Source organism: Streptomyces sp. MUM 2J (assembly GCF_022414535.1).
GTDB lineage: Bacteria > Actinomycetota > Actinomycetes > Streptomycetales > Streptomycetaceae > Streptomyces.
This window is the reverse complement of sequence record NZ_JADWYM010000072.1, coordinates 1-17,741: the sequence shown is the minus strand read 5'-3', so window position 1 is coordinate 17,741 and position 17,741 is coordinate 1. Positions and strand designations below refer to the sequence as shown.

The window sequence follows — 17,741 nt, the reverse complement described above, 5'->3', positions numbered from 1 at the left end:
GAGCCGGTGACCGCGTCGTCGCCCGGTCGTGCGTCCACCGCGTCGGTGGCCGGGCCGCCGGGCCATGGGGCCGCACCCCGCTCGTGGGCGCCGCCCCTGGCCGGTCCGGCGGGGTCGTCATGTCGTGCGGCGACGCCGGGCGCGGACCGGACGGTCCCGGCGCCGGGACCGTCCACCGGGCCGGGATCCCGGGGCGCTCCCGGCACCCCGGCGCCCCGCGGGCGGGGGGCCGCGCCGCCCATGGCGCCGGCTCGCGGCACGACCCCGCTCGTGCCCGGGGCCGGCCCCGTGCGGGACAGGCGCTCCAGGCGGGTCAGGCGGGCCCGCAGTTCGGCGCAGCGGGCGGTGGCGCGTTCATGGTCGTCGTCGGCCCAGGCGAGGTCCCGGCGCAGGGCGTCGGCCTCCTCGCGGGTTCCGGTGGAGGTGAGCAGCCGGGTCAGTTCCGCCCGGCGTTCGGCGGCGTAGCGCTGCTCGCGGAGCATCACGTCGAGCCGGTCACCGAGGACGTCCCGCGCACCGGGCCGGGCGTCGCAGGCGGCGAGCGCGGCCGCGTGCAGGGCGCGCGCCGGTTCCAGCTCTCTCGCCGCGGCCGGGAGCCCGTATCGGGCGGCGAGGTCCTGGAGCAGGGCCTCCACCACGTCCCACGGCGGCACCTCACGTCCGTCGAGGCAGGCCCGCATGCCGTCGGCGTCGCGCTGCCAGAACACCCCGCACCAGCCGCCGGCCTGGTCCAGGCGCGCCAGCACACCGTCCAGGTAGTTCGCGAACTCCCCCACCCTGCCCGGGAGTTGTTCCACTGTCATCGCCCAACTCCCGCCAGACCGGACCACTCCGCCCGGTAGACAACACGAGCTGTGTTACGGGTTCGCTACAGGGAGTTTTCAACGGAGGGGCGGAGCGCTCCGGACTGCCGGGCGCCGGAAGTGACTCAGGCCCGGACGAGCGTGCAGTGGTGCGCCAGTTCGTCCATCGAGAGTCCGAGCGAGCGCGCGAGGGCGGCCACCGTGAAGAAGGCGGGGGTCGGCGCCCGGCCGGTCTCGATCTTGCGGAGCGTCTCGGCGGAGATGCCGGAGCGCGCGGCGACCTCGGCCATGCTGCGGTCGCCGCGCGCCTGGCGCAGCAGCCGCCCGAGCCGTTCGCCGCGCTCGCGCTCTTCGGGGGTCAGGGGTGTACGCACCATGACCCTATTCTAATACCGGTATTGTAATTGGCATGATGGAACTGAAGACGGACGCGTCGATCGACGCCATGTACGAGGCCGGCCAGGTCGTCGCCCGCGCCCTGACGGCCGTGGCGAAGGCCGCCGACGTGGGTGTCTCCCTGCGGGAACTGGACGGGGTGGCCCACGACGTGCTGCGCGAGGCGGGCGCCTCCTCCCCCTTCCTCGGCTACCACCCCTCCTTCGCCCCCGTGCCGTTTCCGGCCGTGCTCTGCACCTCCGTCAACGACGCGATCGTGCACGGGGTCCCCACGGACCACCGCCTGCGCGACGGAGATCTGCTCTCCGTCGACTTCGGTGCCGAGCTGGGCGGCTGGGTCGGCGACTCGGCGATCAGCCTCACCGTCGGCACGCCCCGCCCGGACGACGTACGGCTGATCGAGACGGCCGAGCGGGCTCTGGCGGCCGGGATCGCGGCCGCCGTGGCCGGCAACCGCATCGGGGACATCGCGCACGCGATCGGCACGGTGTGCCGGGCCGCCGGCTACGGCATCCCGTACGGCTTCGGCGGGCACGGCGTGGGCCGCCACATGCACGAGGACCCCGAGGTGCCCAACGAGGGGCGCCCCGGCCGCGGCCCACTGCTGCGGCCCGGCATGGTCCTGGCCATCGAGCCGATGCTGACCGCCGGCGGCGGGGACGGCCACCATGCCGCGGGGGACGGCTGGACCCTGCGCACGAACGACGGTTCCAGGGCGGCCCACGTGGAGCACACCGTGGCGATCACACAGGGGGGACCACGCATCCTCACCCAGCGCTGAGGCGCCCCGGGACCCGGACCGCCAGGAACCGGGCTCCGGCCGCCCCCGACGCGACGGGGCGTGTGGTCGGCCGTGCCCCGGTGCGGGGCTCGCGCGCCCCGCCTCCCACGCTCCGGGGACGGCCGCCGCTGCGCATGCCCACCGCGACCAGACATGTCATCGTGGGCATGAGCGGCCCTTTCCCCGGCCACTCGGCTCCGGAACGTCTCAGCCAAGGAACGGAGCGCCATGACCAGCGGCTACCTCGGCCCCGAGGGCGACCCCTTCGGAGACTTCCTCGCACGCTTCTTCGGCGGCCCCCGCCCGAACCCCCGGCAGATCGACATCGGCCGCCTGCTCAGCCAGCCGGCCCGGGAACTCGTGCGCGGCGCCGCCCAGTACGCCGCGGAGCACGGCAGCCGGGACCTGGACACCGAGCACCTGCTGCGGGCCGCGCTCACCACCGAGCCGACCCGCAGCCTGCTGAGCAGGTACGGCACCGACCCGGACACCCTGGCGTCGGAGATCGACGAGCGGTCGGGTCCGGTGCAGCACCCGCCGGGCGAGGTGCCGCCGCCCACCGCGCTGTCGCTGACCCCGGCCGTCAAGCGCGCCCTGCTCGACGCGCACGAGCTCGCCCGCTCCAGCGGTACCGGGTACATCGGGCCGGAGCACGTGCTGGGCGCACTCGCGGCCAACCCCGACTCGGCGGCCGGGCACATCCTGAACTCGGCCCGCTTCTCCGCCTCGGGCCTCCCCCCTGAGGCGCCGGAACCGGCCCCCGGGGTCCGGACCGAGCGGCAGCGGCCGACCGGTACGCCGACCCTGGACAAGTACGGCCGCGATCTGACCGACATGGCGCGCCAGGGCCGTATCGACCCGGTGATCGGACGGGAGACGGAGATCGAGCAGACCGTCGAGGTGCTCTCCCGGCGCGGCAAGAACAACCCGGTGCTCATCGGTGACGCCGGCGTCGGCAAGACCGCCATCGTGGAGGGGCTGGCGCAGCGGATCGCCGACGGGGACGTGCCGGACATCCTGATCGGGCGCCGTGTGGTCGTGCTGGACCTGACCGGGGTCGTCGCGGGCACCCGCTTCCGGGGCGACTTCGAGGAGCGGATGAACAACATCGTCGAGGAGATCCGCACCCACTCCGACCGGCTGATCGTCTTCATCGACGAGATGCACACCGTCGTCGGCGCCGGGGCCGGCGGCGAGGGCGGGGCGCTGGACGCGGGCAACATCCTCAAGCCGGCGCTGGCCCGCGGCGAGCTGCACGTCGTCGGTGCGACGACGCTGGAGGAGTTCCGGCGGATCGAGAAGGACGCGGCGCTCGCCCGCCGGTTCCAGCCGATCCTGGTGCCCGAGCCGTCCGTGCCGGACACCGTCGAGATCCTGCGTGGCCTCAGGGACCGCTACGAGGCCCACCACCAGGTCCGCTACACCGACGAGGCGCTGGTGGCGGCGGTGGAGCTGTCCGACCGCTATCTGACCGACCGGCGGCTGCCGGACAAGGCCATCGACCTGATCGACCAGGCGGGCGCGCGGGTACGGCTGCGGGCGCGCACCAAGGGCACGGACGTGCGGGCCATGGAGCGCGAGGTCGAGCAGCTGGTCCGGGACAAGGACCAGGCGGTCGCGGACGAGCAGTACGAACAGGCCACCCAGCTGCGGGACCGGATCGCCGGGCTGAAGCGGCGGATCGTCGAGGCGACCGGCGACGACGAGGCCGACGAGGGGCAGCACCTGGAGGTCACCGCGGAGGCCGTGGCCGAGGTCGTGTCCCGGCTGACCGGCATCCCGGTCAGCAGCCTGACCCAGGAGGAGAAGGAGCGCCTCCTGGGCCTGGAGGAGCACCTGCACCGGCGGGTCGTCGGCCAGGACGAGGCGGTCGGCGTCGTCGCCGAGGCGGTGCTGCGCTCGCGGGCCGGACTGTCCAGCCCCGACCGGCCGATCGGCAGCTTCCTCTTCCTCGGGCCGACCGGCGTCGGCAAGACCGAGCTGGCCCGCGCGCTCGCCGAGGCGCTGTTCGGCAGCGAGGACCGCATGGTGCGCCTGGACATGAGCGAGTACCAGGAGCGGCACACCGTCTCACGGCTGGTCGGCGCCCCGCCGGGGTACGTGGGCCACGAGGAGGCCGGGCAGCTGACCGAGGTGGTGCGGCGCTACCCCTACTCGCTGCTGCTGCTCGACGAGGTGGAGAAGGCACACCCGGACGTCTTCAACATTCTGTTGCAGGTGCTGGACGACGGGCGGCTGACCGACTCGCAGGGCCGCACGGTGGACTTCTCCAACACCGTCGTCGTGATGACGAGCAACCTCGGCTCGGAGGCGATCACCGGGCGCGGCGCGGGCATCGGGTTCGGGTCCCGGGGCACCGAGGCCGACGAGCAGGCGCGCCGGGAGCAGGTCCTGCGCCCACTGCGCGAGCACTTCAGGCCGGAGTTCCTCAACCGCATCGACGAGATCGTCGTCTTCCGCCAGCTCACCGGTGACCAGCTGCGCCGGATCACGGATCTGATGCTGGAGAAGACGCGCCGGCTGCTGCACGCGCAGGGCGTCACGGTGACCTTCGCCCAGGCTGCCGTGGACTGGCTCGCCGAGCGCGGCTACCAACCGGAGTACGGCGCCCGGCCGCTGCGCCGCACGATCCAGCGGGAGGTCGACAACCAGTTCTCCCGGCGGCTGCTCGACGGCAGCGTCAGGGAGGGCGACCGGGTGGCCGTCGACGTGGCCGACGGACGGCTGGTGTTCCGCGCGGACCACGACCAGCCGTCCGTCTCCCCGTACTGAGCCGGCCCGGACCCACGGCCCGGCGACCGGCCCGGTGCCCTACCGCCAGGGCCTGACGACCATCGCCGAGCCGCCGCCGCGCCGTACCTTCTCGGCGGCGGCCAGCCATGCGCCGCCGGGCAGCCGCTGGATACCGGTGGCCGCGCCGATCTCGGGGTTGGGCCTGAAGGAGTGCCCGATGGCCTCCAGTTGCCGCCTCAGCGCACTGTCGTAGAGGGCGGGCTCCAGGTCGGTCTGCGCGGTGTTGCGCTGGCTGGCGCGCGGCGCGGCGATCGCGTCGACGAGCGGCAGCCCCCGGTCGAGGAACTCGGTCAGGGTCTGCAGCACGGTGGTGATGATGGTCGAGCCGCCGGGCGACCCGAGGGCCACGACGGGCCTGTGGTGCCGGTCCAGCACGATCGTCGGCGAGATCGACGACCGCGGCCGCTTGCCCGGGCCGGGCAGGTTGGGGTCGTGCACGGCCGGGGAGGCCGGGGCGAAGGAGAAGTCCGTCAGCTCGTTGTTGAGCAGGAACCCGCGGCCGGGCACGGTGATGCCGCTGCCGCCGGTCTGTTCGATGGTGAGGGTGTAGGAGACGACGTTGCCCCACCTGTCGGCGGTCGTCAGGTGCGTGGTGTTCTCGCCCTCGTACGTCGTGGGCGCCGGAGTCCTGCCGGTGGCGCAGTCGGCCGGGTGGCGCGGGTCGCCGGGCGCGAGGGGACTGGTGAGGACCGTGTCGTCGCGGATGAGGCAGGCCCGGGAGTCGGCGTACCGCTGTGACAGCAGTTCCTTCGTCGGTACGTCCTCGAAGGCGGGGTCGCCCAGCCAGCGTCCGCGGTCGGCGAAGGCGATGCGGCTCGCCTCGGTGAAGCGGTGCAGGTACTGGGCCTCGCTCACCTGCGACAGGTCGGTGGCCTCCAGGATGTTGAGTGCCTCGCCGACGGTGGTGCCGCCGGAGGAGGAGGGCGCGATGGAGTAGACGTCGAGGCCGCGGTACGGCGTCCGGGTGGGCGCCTGGAGCCGGGCCCGGTAGGCGGCGAGGTCCTCGGCGGTCAGCTTTCCGGGGCGGGCGTTCCAGCCGGAGGCCGGGTCGACGGGCGGGTGGTTGACGGTGTCGACGATGTCGTCGGCGAGGTCCCCGCGGTAGAGGGTGGCCATGCCCTTCCGGCCGAGTTCCGCGTAGGTGCGGGCGAGGTCGGGGTTCTTGAAGGTGGATCCGACGGCGGGCGGCTGCCCACCGGGCAGGAACAGCCGGGCCGTGTCGGGGAAGGAGCGGAAGCGCGTCTCGTTGGCGGCCGTCTGGGCCCGGAAGGTCTCGTCGACGGTGAAACCGTGCCGGGCCAGGCGTTCGGCGGGCTTGAGCACGAAGGCGAGTCGCCTGCTGCCCCAGCGCTCCAGAGCCGTCTGCCAGGTGGCGGGTGTGCCGGGGGTGCCGACGCTCAGTCCGCTGCTGACGGCGTCGGCGAAGGCGAGGGGCTTGCCGTTCTCCAGGAAGAGGCCGGGTCCCGCGGCCAACGGCGCGGTCTCCCGGCCGTCGATGGTGTGGACCGTGCGGGTCCGGGAGTCGTAGTGGACGAAGTAGCCGCCGCCTCCGAGACCGGCGGAGTAGGGCTCGGTGACGCCGAGGGCGGCCGCGGTGGCGACGGCCGCGTCGACCGCGTTGCCGCCTCGTCTCAGCACCTCGATGCCGGCGGCGCTGGCGTCGGCGTCGACGCTGGCGACGGCGCCGCCGTACCCGACGGCGACGGGGACCTTGTGCGCGGGTGGGGCGGGGCTCCGGTGGGCGGAGGGCGGCGCTGCCGCCCCCACCGACACCATGGCGGCCGCGAGGGCCAGGAGGGACAGTTTCCGAGCTACAGGGCGACGCATCCGCACCTCCAGTCGAGAGACCGTCCCGGCAGCCTATTCCAACGCCATGGCCACGTCAGGCAAGTAGCATGCCCGCCCATGAATGACGACGTCCGCAACATCGTCCTCGGCGTGGTGGCCACGGGCCTCAGCGCGTTGCTCGGCTGGCTGGCCCGTACCCATCTGTGGCGGCGCAGACTGCGGCGCAAGCAGGCCTTCTTCGGTCTGCCGGACAACTCCGAGTCCCTGCTGGTGGTCAACCGCGGAGCCGCGGGCCCGGATCTGTCGGTGATGCGGTACGACGTGTTCGCCCTCCTGGAACTCGCCGCGCTCATCAAGGACTGCCACGCGCACGCCCAGATCGTCCCGCACGACCTGGCGCGTCAGGGATTCGGCGAGCGTACCGAGTTCTGCGTCGGCGGGCCCGCCTCGAACCGCCGGATGGCCGCGCACCTGGCGTCCCTGCTCCCGGGTGTGCAGGTGAACGTCGACACCGAGCCGACGCCGGACCGCGGCGCCTTCCGGATAGGCGCGGAGCACTACCGGGTGGAGCCGGGGCTGGTGGAGCACGTGCTGCTGGCACGGCTGACGGTGGATCAGAGCCAGGGCGAACGGCCCGTCTTCCTCTTCTGCGGGCAGACCGCCATCACCAACCAGGCCGCAGCCCGCTACCTGGCCCGCCATCACGAACGGTTGACCCGCAAGTACGGCAGCGGTTCCTTCGTGCTGCTGCTGAAGGTGGTCAACTCGCAGGCGTACGGACCCGACGTGGTGGAACTGGTGGCGGACGTGACCCGGGCGGCCCGGACCCCGCTGCCGGCTCCGGAGGCGCAGCGCACCTCGCATCGGGCGTCGTAGCGGACCCTTGGCCTCTCAACTATTGTTACTCGTACGTAACTTACCGACGGGTTACTTGCGGTAAGCGTCCCCGGCTACCGTCGGGTCACTTTGCATCGGTACGCCTGAGGAGTGGCCCGTGGGATCCCATCGCAAGGCTCTGCGCACCACCGCCGTGGGCGCCGTCTCGGCGACCCTGATCGCGGGGAGCGTCCTCGGCGCCGCGCCCGCCGCCCAGGCGGCGACCGGCGGCGTGCGGTTCGTCGACATCACCGGCGACGGCGGCACCGCCCTGAAGGCCAACGTCGTCACACCGGCCGGCGCCGGTGCGGCCAGCCACTACCCGCTCGTGGTGTTCCCCACGAGCTGGGGCCTGCCCCAGGCGGAGTACCTCGCACAGGCACGCAAGCTGGCGAACTCCGGCTACGTGGTGCTCACCTACAACACACGCGGCTTCTGGCAGTCCGGCGGCGAGATAGAAGTCGCCGGCCCGCCGGATGTCGCCGACGCCTCCCGCGTCATCGACTGGGCACTCGCGCACACCCCGGCCGACCCGCGGCACATCGGCATGGCCGGCGTCTCCTACGGCGCCGGCATCAGCCTGCTGGCCGCCGCGCACGACCCGCGCATCAGGGCGGTGGCGGCGCTCAGCGGCTGGGCCGACCTCATCGGCTCGATCTACTCCGGCCGCACCCAGCACGTCCAGGCCGCGGGCGTGCTGCACCTGGCCGGCACCGTCACCGGCCGCGAGAGCGCGGAACTGCGACGCGTCTTCAAGGACCTCTTCACCTCCAACCTGACCCACGAGCAGGAGCTGATCGACTGGGGGAACAAACGGTCGCCGGGAACCTACGTGGACCGGCTCAATGCGAGCGGGGCGGCGGTCATGCTCGCCGGCGCCTGGGGCGACACCGTCTTCCCACCCGACCAGTACGCGGCGTTCTACCAGCAGCTGACCGGTCCGAAGCGGCTGGAGCTGCGCCCCGGCGACCACGCGACCCCCGAGATCACCGGGCTGCTCGGCCTGCCCAACGACGTGTGGACCGGCACCCGGCGCTGGCTCGACCACTACCTGAAGGGCGTGAACAACGGCATCGAGCGCGAGCGCCCGGTCGTGCTGAAGTCCCGGACCACGGGCGGCTACGAGAGCTACCCGGACTGGAAGTCGGTCGCGGCCACGCGGCGCAAGATCGCCCTGGCCGGAACGACCACGATCCGCACCAACGTCGACTCGGGCGCGGACGGCGGGGCCGTCTTCCTCTCCAGCATCCTCGACCAGGTGGCGAAGGTCCCGCCGATGGCGGCGATCCCGCTGCTGCCCCGCCGCTGGGCCGCGGTGTGGCAGTCACAGCGGTACCGGTCGCCCCAACGGGTGCGCGGCTCGGCCCGGTTGCACACGACGGTCACCCCGACCGCTGAGAGCGGAACGCTGGTGGCCTACCTCTACGACGTGGGCCCGTTCGGCCTGGGCAGGCTCGTCAGCCACGCGCCGTACACCTTCCACGACCGCACGCCCGGAAAGCCGTTCGGGATCGACGTCGACCTGTTCGCCACGTCCTACGACGTGCCGGCCCGGCACCGTCTCGCGCTGGTGGTCGACACGGTGGACCCGCTGTACATCGAGCACAACCCGTCCGGCGCGCGGCTGACCTTCTCCTCGCCCGCGGACGACCCGTCATACGTGTCGATCCCGCTGCGCGAGCAGTGATCTCCGGCCGCGGCCGGCCGGGTATGGCTCTGTCAACTGCCACCCCCTGGTCGAGGGGCGTGGGGGTTCCCCCCGCAGTAGCGTCCCCGGTTCGGCCGCGGCGGCTCACGCGGCTCCACATGTGACGACAGGTGAACCGGCCGTCAGCACAGGGGCGAAGGATTCATCGTAGTCGAGGGCCCGGGCGGTCGCGGCCGGGGTCGCCACCGATGACCGGACCCTTCCCCGCCGGGCGGATCCAGCCGCCGCCGGACGGGCCGAGGGCCCGCCGCGTCGGGGCCGGGGCGGGGCGCGCGGGACAGCAGGTGCGGGACTTCCCCGGGTCAGTGTGCGCGGTCCCCGGACCGGCCGCCCCGGACCCGGCGGCTGCCGGGGCCGGCACAGCACTCGGGCCCGCTCCCGGCCCGGCGGACGCGCCCGGCCACACCGGAACGGACCGCCGCCACCCGGAGACTCGCCCGGCAAGGCGGCTCCTTGGCTCCCGACGGGCGGCGCGACGCGGCCCCCTCCGCCGTGCCGACGGCGGGGTGCGGGCCCCGCGGGACGGGCGGCTCCCCGTAGTACTTGTTGACATCACGCAGTTCGATCAACGGATCGACGGCCATGCGCAGCCCTACCCACTCTCAGCTGTGTCGTGGTCCGCAAGCTACCCAGCGGCACATCAACCGGCAGAACGACACGCACCGTTCGGGTATTAGCCGTATTTACGTCGCGCCGTCACTCCTCGGCGACCTCGGCGTACACCTGGAAGAGCTCGGGCGCCCCGCTGGTGGCCCACCCCCGGCCCGCCTCCACCACGTCCACCTCGCGCCCCGAGGCCAGCCGGACGAGGGGCTGCGCGCCGGCACGGATGACCCAGGCGGCACCGGGGACCGTGCGCACGACGACCGTGCCCAGATAGAGACCGGCGTCGTGGCCCAGCTCGCGCAGCACCTCCTCGTCGTCCCGCCAGCACGGCACCAGTTGGTCGAGCCGCTCCAGAGACACGGCCGAGTCATCGAGTTCGACACCGGACCCCGCCGCCTGGGAACGCAGCACCTCGCACTCGGCGAGCAGAGCGGTGACCCCCTCGGGGTCGGCGGAGAACACCGCGCCCTCGACCCTCCTGCGCCGGCCGCCAAGAAATGGGATCTTCATACGTCCAGCGTGGCACTCGCACCGGCGTACGCACCACAGGCGCGCGGACGTCCACGGACGGTTGATTCATACCGTTTCCGACGCATGTCCCATTGACGCGCCTTCGTCGCCTCCCTAGCTTCTCCGTGCGCGTCGGGGCATCCCGGTGCGCATCCGCGCCCAGCGGTGAACGGGAGGAGTGGGTACGTGCGCCGAAGCGTCCAGGGCCTGGTGACGGCCCTCGTGCTGTGTGCGGCGGGTCTGGGCCCGGCGGGTGCGGCCACGGCCGTGCACGACGGGGCCGCGGTCCCGCTCCCGCTGGAACGGCTCTTCGACAACCGCGCCGTCAGCGACGACGCCCGGCCCGGCGAGGCGGACTTCGACGGCTCCGGGGCCTCCCTGTCGGCGCAGGCGCTGGCGGCGGCGGGCTGGACTCCGGGACGGACACTGACGGTCCAGGGCGCCCGGCTGACCTGGCCACGCAGCGTGCCGGGCACACCGGACAACGTGCGGGCCGACGGCCAGCAGGTCGCGGTCCACGGCCTCGGCGACGCCCTCGCCTTCCTGGTCGCGGGCACGGCCGGCACCGGCACGGGCGGGACGGGCGGGACGGGCACGGTCGTCCACACGGACGGCTCCCGCACCGTCTACCGTCTGACCGCGCCCGACTGGCGCACGGGCCCGCTCGCCACCAAGGCGGTGGCCCTGCCCCGCCTGAACACGCCCGGCGGCCCCGTTGCCGCGCGGGCCCGGCTGTACGTCGTGACGGTGCCGCTGCCCCTCGGGCGCGAGGTCGCCTCGGTCGGGCTGCCGCGCTCCCCCGGCCTGCACGTCTTCGCCCTGTCCGTGCGCGCCTCGACGAGCGGCTGGACCGGCAGCTGGGCGAGGTCGACGTCGGGCCGTCCCGCCGTGGGCCCGTGGACGGACCGGACGCTGCGGCTGGTCGTGCACACCTCGGCGGGCGGTCCGCGGGTTCGGCTGCGCTTCGCCAACACCTTCGCGCCGGCGCCCGTGCGGATCGACGCGGCGACGGTGGCGGTGCGGGCGCGGGGCGCGGCCGCGCGGCGCGCCCCGGTACCGCTCGCCTTCGGCGGCGCTTCGGGCGTGGAGATCCCGGCGGGTGCCGAGGCGGTCAGCGACCCGCTCGCCCTGACCGTGCCCGCCGACACCGACCTGCTGGTCAGCTTCCACCTGCCGGGGACGGTCACCGCGGCACCGACGCACCGGCTGGCGGTGCAGCGGTCGTACCTCAGCGGAGCCGGCGACCACACCGGGGAGGTGTCGGCGGCGGCGTTCACCGGGACGCTGTCGTCCTGGCCCCTGCTGACCGGGGTGGACGTAGGCGGCGGGCCGGGCTCGGTGGTCGCGCTCGGGGACTCCGTCACCGACGGGACCGGCTCGACGGCCGGTGCCAACCGACGCTGGCCCGACGTGCTGGCGGCCCGGCTGCTGCGGCAGGGCGACGTGCCGCGCTACGGCGTGCTCAACCACGGCGTCTCCGGCAACCAGGTGGCCACCGACCGCTATCCGGGCGACGGCGTCTCGACCGTCCAGTCGGGGGTGAGCGCCCTGCACCGGCTGGACCGTGACGTGTTCGCCCAGACGTCGGTGCGGACGGTGGTCGTCCTGGAGGGCGTCAACGACCTGCTCGGCGGTGCGGGCGCCCCGCGGGTGACCGACGGCCTCGCCGAGATCGCCGCGCGGGCGCGGGCGCGGGGCCTGCGGGTCCTGGTGGCCACGGTCCTGCCGTGCGCGGGGTGGCGGACCTGCACGGCCGCCGTCGACACCGAGCGGGAACGCGTCAACTCCTGGATCCGCACCGCCGGGGTGTTCGACGCGGTGCTCGACTTCGACGCCGCCGTCCGCGACCCCTCCCGTCCGTCGCGCATGCTGCCCCGGTACGACGGCGGCGACCACCTGCACCCGGGTGACCGCGGGCTGGCCGCACTGGCGGAGTCGGTGGACCTCCGGCTGCTGTGAGGCCCGCCGAACCGGCCTACACGTCCAGGTCGACGACGACCGGCGCGTGGTCGGAGGCGCCCTTGCCCTTGCGCTCCTCACGGTCGACGTAGGCGTCCTGCACGGCCTTGGCGAAGGGATCGTTGGCGTACACCAGGTCGATGCGCATGCCTCGGTTCTTGGGGAAGCAGAGCTGGCGGTAGTCCCAGTAGGTGAAGGGGTGGTCGTACTTCAGGGGGCGTGGCACCACGTCGGACAGGCCGGCCTCGCGCAGCCCGGCGAGAGCGGCGCGCTCGGCGTCCGTGACATGGGTGGAGCCCTCGAAGGCCGCCACGTCGTAGACGTCGTCGTCGGTCGGGGCCACGTTGTAGTCGCCCAGCACCGCGAAGGGACGGCTGGCCCGCGCGTCCTCGGCGACGGCCGCCTTCAGCGCCTCGAACCAGCGGAGCTTGTAGGCGTAGTGCGGGTGGTCCACCTCGCGGCCGTTGGGCACGTACACCGACCAGACGCGGACCGGGCCGCAGGTCGCGGACAACGCGCGCGGCTCCAGCGCGCCGTCGTACCCGGGGTCACCGGGCAGGCCCCTGACGACGTCCTCGATCCCGACGCGGGAGAGCACCGCCACGCCGTTCCAACGGCCGGTGGCGTGCACCGCCGCCTCGTACCCGAGTTCACGCAACCGGTCGAACGGGAACTGCTCCTCGGCGAGCTTGGCCTCCTGCAGGCACAGCACGTCGGTGCCACTGCTCTCCAGCCAGGCCAGCAGCCTCGGCAGGCGGGCGGTGATCGAGTTCACGTTCCAGGTCGCGATGCGCATACCCGACAACCTACCGGGCGGCACCGACACCGCCGGACCGCCCGGGCTCCGGCGCTCACACGGCGGCGGAGTTCCCCGGGGCCAGACGCAGGTGCTCCGCGCCGCCCAGGGCGCCGATCTGACGGTCGTAGATCGGACGGGCGAGGTCGGTGAGCAGGGCGTCGTGGATGTCGTAGGCGCGCTGTGGCCGGACCTCGCGGACGTAGTCGACGACCTCGGAGATCTTGTTCCAGGGGGCCATCACCGGCAGCATCAGCGTCTGGACCGGGTGGTCGGGGACGGTCAGCGCGTCACCGGGGTGGAAGACCCTGCCGTCGTCGATCAGGAAGCCCACGTTGGTGATGCGCGGGATGTCCGGGTGGATGACGGCGTGCAGTTCCCCGTGCACCTGCACGTCGAAACCGGCGGCGGTGAAGGTGTCGCCGTGGCCGACGGTGTGGACCCGGCCGGGGAACGCCGCGGAGATCTTCTCCGCGACCGCCCGCAGGGTCCAGATCTCGGCGGCCGGGTTGGCCTCCAGGGCGGCACGCAGGCGCGCCTCGTCGAAGTGGTCGGGGTGCTCGTGCGTGACCAGGACGGCGTCCGCGCCGAGCGCGGCGTCCTCCTCGCTGAACCCGCCCGGGTCGAGGACGAGGGTCCGTCCGTCCTTCTCCAGGCGGACGCAGGCGTGCGACTTCTTCGTGAGCTTCATGGTCACCATCCTGCCCCGTGCCCGGCACCCGGTGCCCGACGCCCCACGACCGGCCGTCACCCGCCCCACGGCCGGCGTCCGACCGCGGTGCCCCGTGCCGGCCCACCATGGCACGGCCGGCTCCGGTTCCGCCCTGCGGCCCGGCTCACTCCGCTGGGGCCGTCTCCTCCCGGACGACCTGCTGCGCCACCCGGAAGGCGCTGTTCGCCGCGGGGATGCCGCAGAGGACCGCGGTCTGGAGCAGCACCTCCTTGATCTCGCCGGGGGTGAGGCCGTTGCGCAGGGCGGCCCGGGTGTGGAGGGCCAGCTCCTCCAGATGGCCGCCGGCCACCAGCGCGGTGAGGGTGACGCAGCTGCGGGTGCGGCGGTCCAGCCCGGACCGGTCCCAGATCTCGCCCCACGCGTAGCGGGTGAGGAGTTCCTCGAAGTCGCCGGAGAAGTCGTCCGCTTGCGCGAGCACCCGGTCGACGTGGGCATCGCCGAGCACCTCGCGGCGGATCTTGAGCCCGGTCTCGTAGGGATCCGGCCTCCCGGCCGGGCCCGAGTGCTCGGGCACAGAGGGGACCGCTCCGGTCATGGCCGGGCCGGGCTGCTCGGGAAACGGCGCGACCGGCCCCGTCGCCGCGTGCATGCCCGGGTCGGTCAGGCCCGGGTCGTTCAGGCCCGGGCCTGTCACAGCGGGGGCGGCCACGGCCGGGCCCGGCTGCTCGGGAAACGGCGCCGCGGGTCCTGCCGGAGGGATCACGGCCGAGTCGGCCATGGCCGGGGCGGGCTGCTCCGGAAACGGAGTGACCTGGCCCGTCGGCGCCGGCACGAGCGGACCGGTCGTGGCCGGCACCGGCTGCTCCGGAAACGGGGCGATCGCTCCGGCCGGCGCGGTCGGCGGGTACGGGGCCGGAGCCGGCAGGGCAGCGGCCGCCGGGAGGACCGTCTGGCCGGTGGTGAGGTCGAACGCCGGACGCCAGGCGTTCGTGAAGTGCGTGACGAGCAGCTCGGTCACGGCGGCCGGCTGCTCCACCGGAACCAGGTGGGAGGCGCCGGGCACGACGGCGAGGCGGGCGTCGGGAATGCCGGCCACCAGGCTCCGGGCCTCGGCAGGACCGGTGACCTGGTCCTCGGAGCCGACCAGCACCAGCGTCGGAGCCCCGATCCTTCCCAGCTCGGCCCGCACGTCGAACGCCGCGAGCGCGTCGCACGCGGCGATGTGGCAGCCGGGGTCCGTGGTGCGCACCATCTGCACCGCCCAGTCGGTGATCGCGGGCTGGGCCGCGGCGAAGCCGCCGGTGAACCAGCGTTCGGGCGCCGTCCGGGCGATGGGGTCCAGGCCGTTGGCGCGGACGATCATCCCGCGCTGCTGGAACTCCTCGGCGGTGCCGAACCGGGCCGAGGCGGCGATCAGGACGAGCGAGGCCAGCCGCTCCGGGTGCCGCAGGGCCAGTTCGACGCCGACGGCGCCGCCCAGCCCGCAGCCCGCGTACCCGAAGTGCTGCACGCCGAGGGAGTCGAGTGTGGCGAGCAGGCGTGCCGCGAGTTCGGCGACGGAGCCGGCCGGGTGGGCGGGCGCGCCCCCGTGGCCCGGCAGGTCGAACCGCAGCACCCGCCAGTGCTGGGCGAGTTGCGGGACCTGACGGTCCCACATGTGCCAGGTCGTACCCAGTGAGGGACCCAGGATCAGGACGGGTGCCTCTTCCGGGCCGTCACAGCGGTATTGCAGGGTGGTCGGTGCTGTCTCGCTCACCCGTCAGACCCTCTCACGTCTCACGAACTCTCACATGGCCAGGGCGAATCTACCGACTCCCGCCCGTCCCCTGAGGGCAGGTCCGACATGGCCGGGACCCGCGAGGCTCCGGAGGAGTACCGTCCGCCATACACCCGTGCTCACGGCGACAGCAGGTCGACCGGGTGAGCGCGGCCGTGCCGACGCTCGGTGCAAGGGGGCCCTCGCGCGGTCGGCACGGACACCGATCGGGTGACAGGCGGCAGGGGACTTCGGGCAGTGGCTGCGCTGCCCGTCAAGTGCCGGGGAGCGCAGCCCGAGAGCCCGCGGACCGCCCGCGGCCGGGGCCGTTCACGGCTCGCCCCCGCCCCCCGCGCCCAGGCCCGTCAGGGCTCCGACCGGGTCAGGGTCGGGGGTGCCGCGGGGCCACCAGTCGTCGGCGGCGGGTTCGGACTCGTAGGCGTACCACAGGTGGTCGCGGCCGAAGCGGAGCTGGACGTGTCCGTGCGGATGGGTGAGGCGGTTGCGCCATGGCCGGAAGGCCGGCAGGTCCGCGGCGAGCAGCAGCGGACGGGCGCGGTCGAAGCGCCCGGCGGGCGGGTCCCAGGGCTCTTCGAGTACGGCGAGCCCGTCCGGACCGCCCTGCCGCCAGGCGGCCACCGCACGCGCCAGGTCGGCCGGGGTGCGGCCCGCTGCCGAGGCCAGCGAGGCATACAGGGAGCGGGTGCCTGCGGTGAGACCGGAGCCCGGACGGGCCGCGGCCAGCCGCACCGCGTCCTGCCACAGGGACAGTTCGCCGACGTCGTCGCGGCCGCTGGTCAGCAGGGCGTGGGCACGGGCGGCGGCGTCCGTCGCCAGCTGGTCCAGCGCGAGGGCGTCCGGGCCGTCCGGGACACCGGGGTAGACGGGCGGCTGCTCGGGGTGCGGAGGCGGGGGCAAGGGCGGCGGCAGGGGCGGAAGCCGACGGTCGGCCAGCGCCTCCGTCGCCCGGACTCCCGGCAGTTGCACCGACGGGTGATCCTGCGCGGCGCGGGCCGCGCGGGTGGCGCTGAGCCGGGAGAGCGCGTCGAGCAGTTCGCGCTCCCCCCGGCCGCGCAGCAGGAGCAGCACGAAGGGGTCGGCGTCCAGCAGGCGCGCGGTCTGGTAGCACAGGGCTGCGGCGTGTTTGCAGGGGTGGCCGCGGTCGGGGCAACTGCAGTGCGGCTCCAGGTCACCGGCGCCCGGAAGCATGGGCACCCCGCAGTCGGCCAGGGAGTGCGGCACCTCCTTGTCCAGGAGCGCCGCGATGTGCCCGGGGCTCTCGGCCGCGGTGCCCAGGAACCGGGACCAGTCGGCGTCGTCGAGGGTGCGCAGCCGCACCTGCACGCGGTACGGACGGGGGCGGCTGCCCTGCACGTACGCCAGCACGAGACCCGGGGTCACCGTGATGGCGTCCACGTTGCCCTGCTCGGCGTACCCGCGCCCGCGCGCCAGCCGGCCGGCGTCGAGCGCGCCTTGCTCCAGCGCCTCGACCCACGCGTTGCCCCACCAGGTCTCGGCGAACTCCGAGCCCGCCTCGGTGCCGGTCCGGGGCGGGAAGGGAGGGAAGGTGCGGCGGTGATCGCCGTCCCTGGCGGGCGCGGCCATGGTGACGGAGGTGAGGACGGGGACGGAAGGCGCCGCGGCAGCGCGGCCATCGCCGGACCGGTCGTCCGACCGCGGGGGCCGGGGGTGAGGGGGGCCGGGCGGGGCGGTGGGGTCGGCCGGGACCGGCACGCCGGCTGCGGACGAGGCCACCACGTCGGCCTCGGATGCCGGGGCGGGCGGGGCAACCGATGCGGCTGGTGCGGCCACGTCGGCAGCGGCCGCGTCGGCATGCCCGGCCGGATCGGCCCCGGTCGTCCCGGGCCCGTCGGTCGTGCCACCGCCGGACGAGTCCGGCTCCGGCCGGGCGATCACGGCGGCCGCCGCAGCCGGACCGGCGGGACCGGCGGGGCGGGCAGGACCGACCGGTGCGGCCGGTTCGCCGCCCGGCGCCCCCGCCCCGCCGCCCGGGCGGCCCCCCGACGAGCCGGGCCCACCGGCCGGACTGCGCGGGGCCGCCGGTTCTGCAGGGTCAGCCGCGTCGGTGGGCACGCGGAAGGCGCGGGACAGCAACTGGCGTACCTCGCGCGCGCGTTCGGCGGTTTCGGGGTTCCGTCCCTCCTCCCCGTGCGAGGCGTCGGCCCCCGCCGGCGCCGGGGTCGCGCGACGGGCGGCGAGCCCGGGCCCCGCCCTCCCGGTGTCCGTCGGACTTCGCCGGGCCGTGGCGCGGGCGGCCCGCAGCGCCTCGCGGGCC

The 17,741-nt window shown here is 74.4% G+C and carries 12 protein-coding genes and 1 pseudogene; 5 read left to right on the top strand and 8 right to left on the bottom strand.

Annotation, left to right across the window (positions count from 1 at the left end; translation table 11 throughout):
- Together I3F54_RS31055 and I3F54_RS31050 are read right to left on the bottom strand one after the other, a co-directional pair.
- Window positions 1–803 (bottom strand): annotated as a pseudogene (locus I3F54_RS31055) (hypothetical protein); the annotation flags it as partial.
- Between the two features lie 125 nt (window positions 804–928).
- The gene (locus tag I3F54_RS31050; protein ID WP_240122266.1) at window positions 929–1,180 is read right to left on the bottom strand and encodes a helix-turn-helix domain-containing protein; all 252 of its coding nucleotides are present in this window, start codon (window positions 1,178–1,180) and stop codon (window positions 929–931) included.
- Window positions 1,181–1,212: 32 nt separating this feature from the next.
- Here I3F54_RS31050 and map point away from each other — a divergent pair, with 32 nt between their 5' ends.
- Window positions 1,213–1,980, top strand: a complete 768-nt coding sequence (gene map / locus I3F54_RS31045; RefSeq protein WP_240122265.1) for a type I methionyl aminopeptidase — start codon at window positions 1,213–1,215, stop codon at window positions 1,978–1,980.
- A 228-nt stretch (window positions 1,981–2,208) separates the two neighbouring features.
- Window positions 2,209–4,752, top strand: a complete 2,544-nt coding sequence (locus I3F54_RS31040) for an ATP-dependent Clp protease ATP-binding subunit (protein WP_240122264.1) — start codon at window positions 2,209–2,211, stop codon at window positions 4,750–4,752.
- 39 nt (window positions 4,753–4,791) lie between these two features.
- Here the strand turns inward: I3F54_RS31040 and ggt are convergent, their stop codons facing one another.
- The gene (gene ggt, locus I3F54_RS31035; protein WP_240122263.1) at window positions 4,792–6,600 is read right to left on the bottom strand and encodes a gamma-glutamyltransferase; all 1,809 of its coding nucleotides are present in this window, start codon (window positions 6,598–6,600) and stop codon (window positions 4,792–4,794) included.
- A 78-nt stretch (window positions 6,601–6,678) separates the two neighbouring features.
- On the opposite strand from ggt, the gene I3F54_RS31030 reads away from it, so the two are divergent.
- Complete coding sequence (locus I3F54_RS31030; protein ID WP_240122262.1) at window positions 6,679–7,437, top strand: hypothetical protein; 759 nt, start codon at window positions 6,679–6,681, stop codon at window positions 7,435–7,437.
- Window positions 7,438–7,555: 118 nt separating this feature from the next.
- Window positions 7,556–9,124, top strand: a complete 1,569-nt coding sequence (locus I3F54_RS31025; RefSeq protein WP_240122261.1) for an alpha/beta fold hydrolase — start codon at window positions 7,556–7,558, stop codon at window positions 9,122–9,124.
- A gap of 717 nt (window positions 9,125–9,841) precedes the next feature.
- On the opposite strand, the gene I3F54_RS31020 is transcribed toward I3F54_RS31025, so the two are convergent.
- Window positions 9,842–10,261, bottom strand: coding sequence for a DUF6278 family protein (locus tag I3F54_RS31020; protein ID WP_240122260.1), 420 nt, complete (start codon window positions 10,259–10,261; stop codon window positions 9,842–9,844).
- A gap of 186 nt (window positions 10,262–10,447) precedes the next feature.
- Between I3F54_RS31020 and I3F54_RS31015 the strand changes: the two genes are divergently transcribed.
- A complete protein-coding gene (locus I3F54_RS31015; RefSeq protein ID WP_374205994.1) occupies window positions 10,448–12,220 on the top strand; it encodes an SGNH/GDSL hydrolase family protein in 1,773 nt (590 codons plus the stop codon).
- Window positions 12,221–12,236: 16 nt separating this feature from the next.
- Here I3F54_RS31015 and I3F54_RS31010 read toward each other — a convergent pair whose 3' ends face one another.
- The 4 genes from I3F54_RS31010 to I3F54_RS30995 all read right to left on the bottom strand — a co-directional run bounded on the left by I3F54_RS31010 (window position 12,237) and on the right by I3F54_RS30995 (window position 17,050).
- Window positions 12,237–13,016: an exodeoxyribonuclease III gene (locus I3F54_RS31010; RefSeq protein ID WP_240122259.1), complete on the bottom strand. Its 780-nt coding sequence runs from the start codon at window positions 13,014–13,016 to the stop codon at window positions 12,237–12,239.
- A gap of 55 nt (window positions 13,017–13,071) precedes the next feature.
- Window positions 13,072–13,707 carry an MBL fold metallo-hydrolase gene (locus I3F54_RS31005; RefSeq protein WP_240122258.1) on the bottom strand — a complete coding sequence of 212 codons (636 nt, stop codon included), beginning with the start codon at window positions 13,705–13,707 and terminating at the stop codon, window positions 13,072–13,074.
- A 145-nt stretch (window positions 13,708–13,852) separates the two neighbouring features.
- Window positions 13,853–15,445: an alpha/beta fold hydrolase gene (locus tag I3F54_RS31000; protein ID WP_240122257.1), complete on the bottom strand. Its 1,593-nt coding sequence runs from the start codon at window positions 15,443–15,445 to the stop codon at window positions 13,853–13,855.
- A 330-nt stretch (window positions 15,446–15,775) separates the two neighbouring features.
- Window positions 15,776–17,050 (bottom strand): SWIM zinc finger family protein, encoded by a 1,275-nt coding sequence (locus tag I3F54_RS30995; RefSeq protein ID WP_374205993.1) that lies wholly within the window; start codon window positions 17,048–17,050, stop codon window positions 15,776–15,778.
- Between the last annotated feature and the right edge of the window lie 691 nt (window positions 17,051–17,741).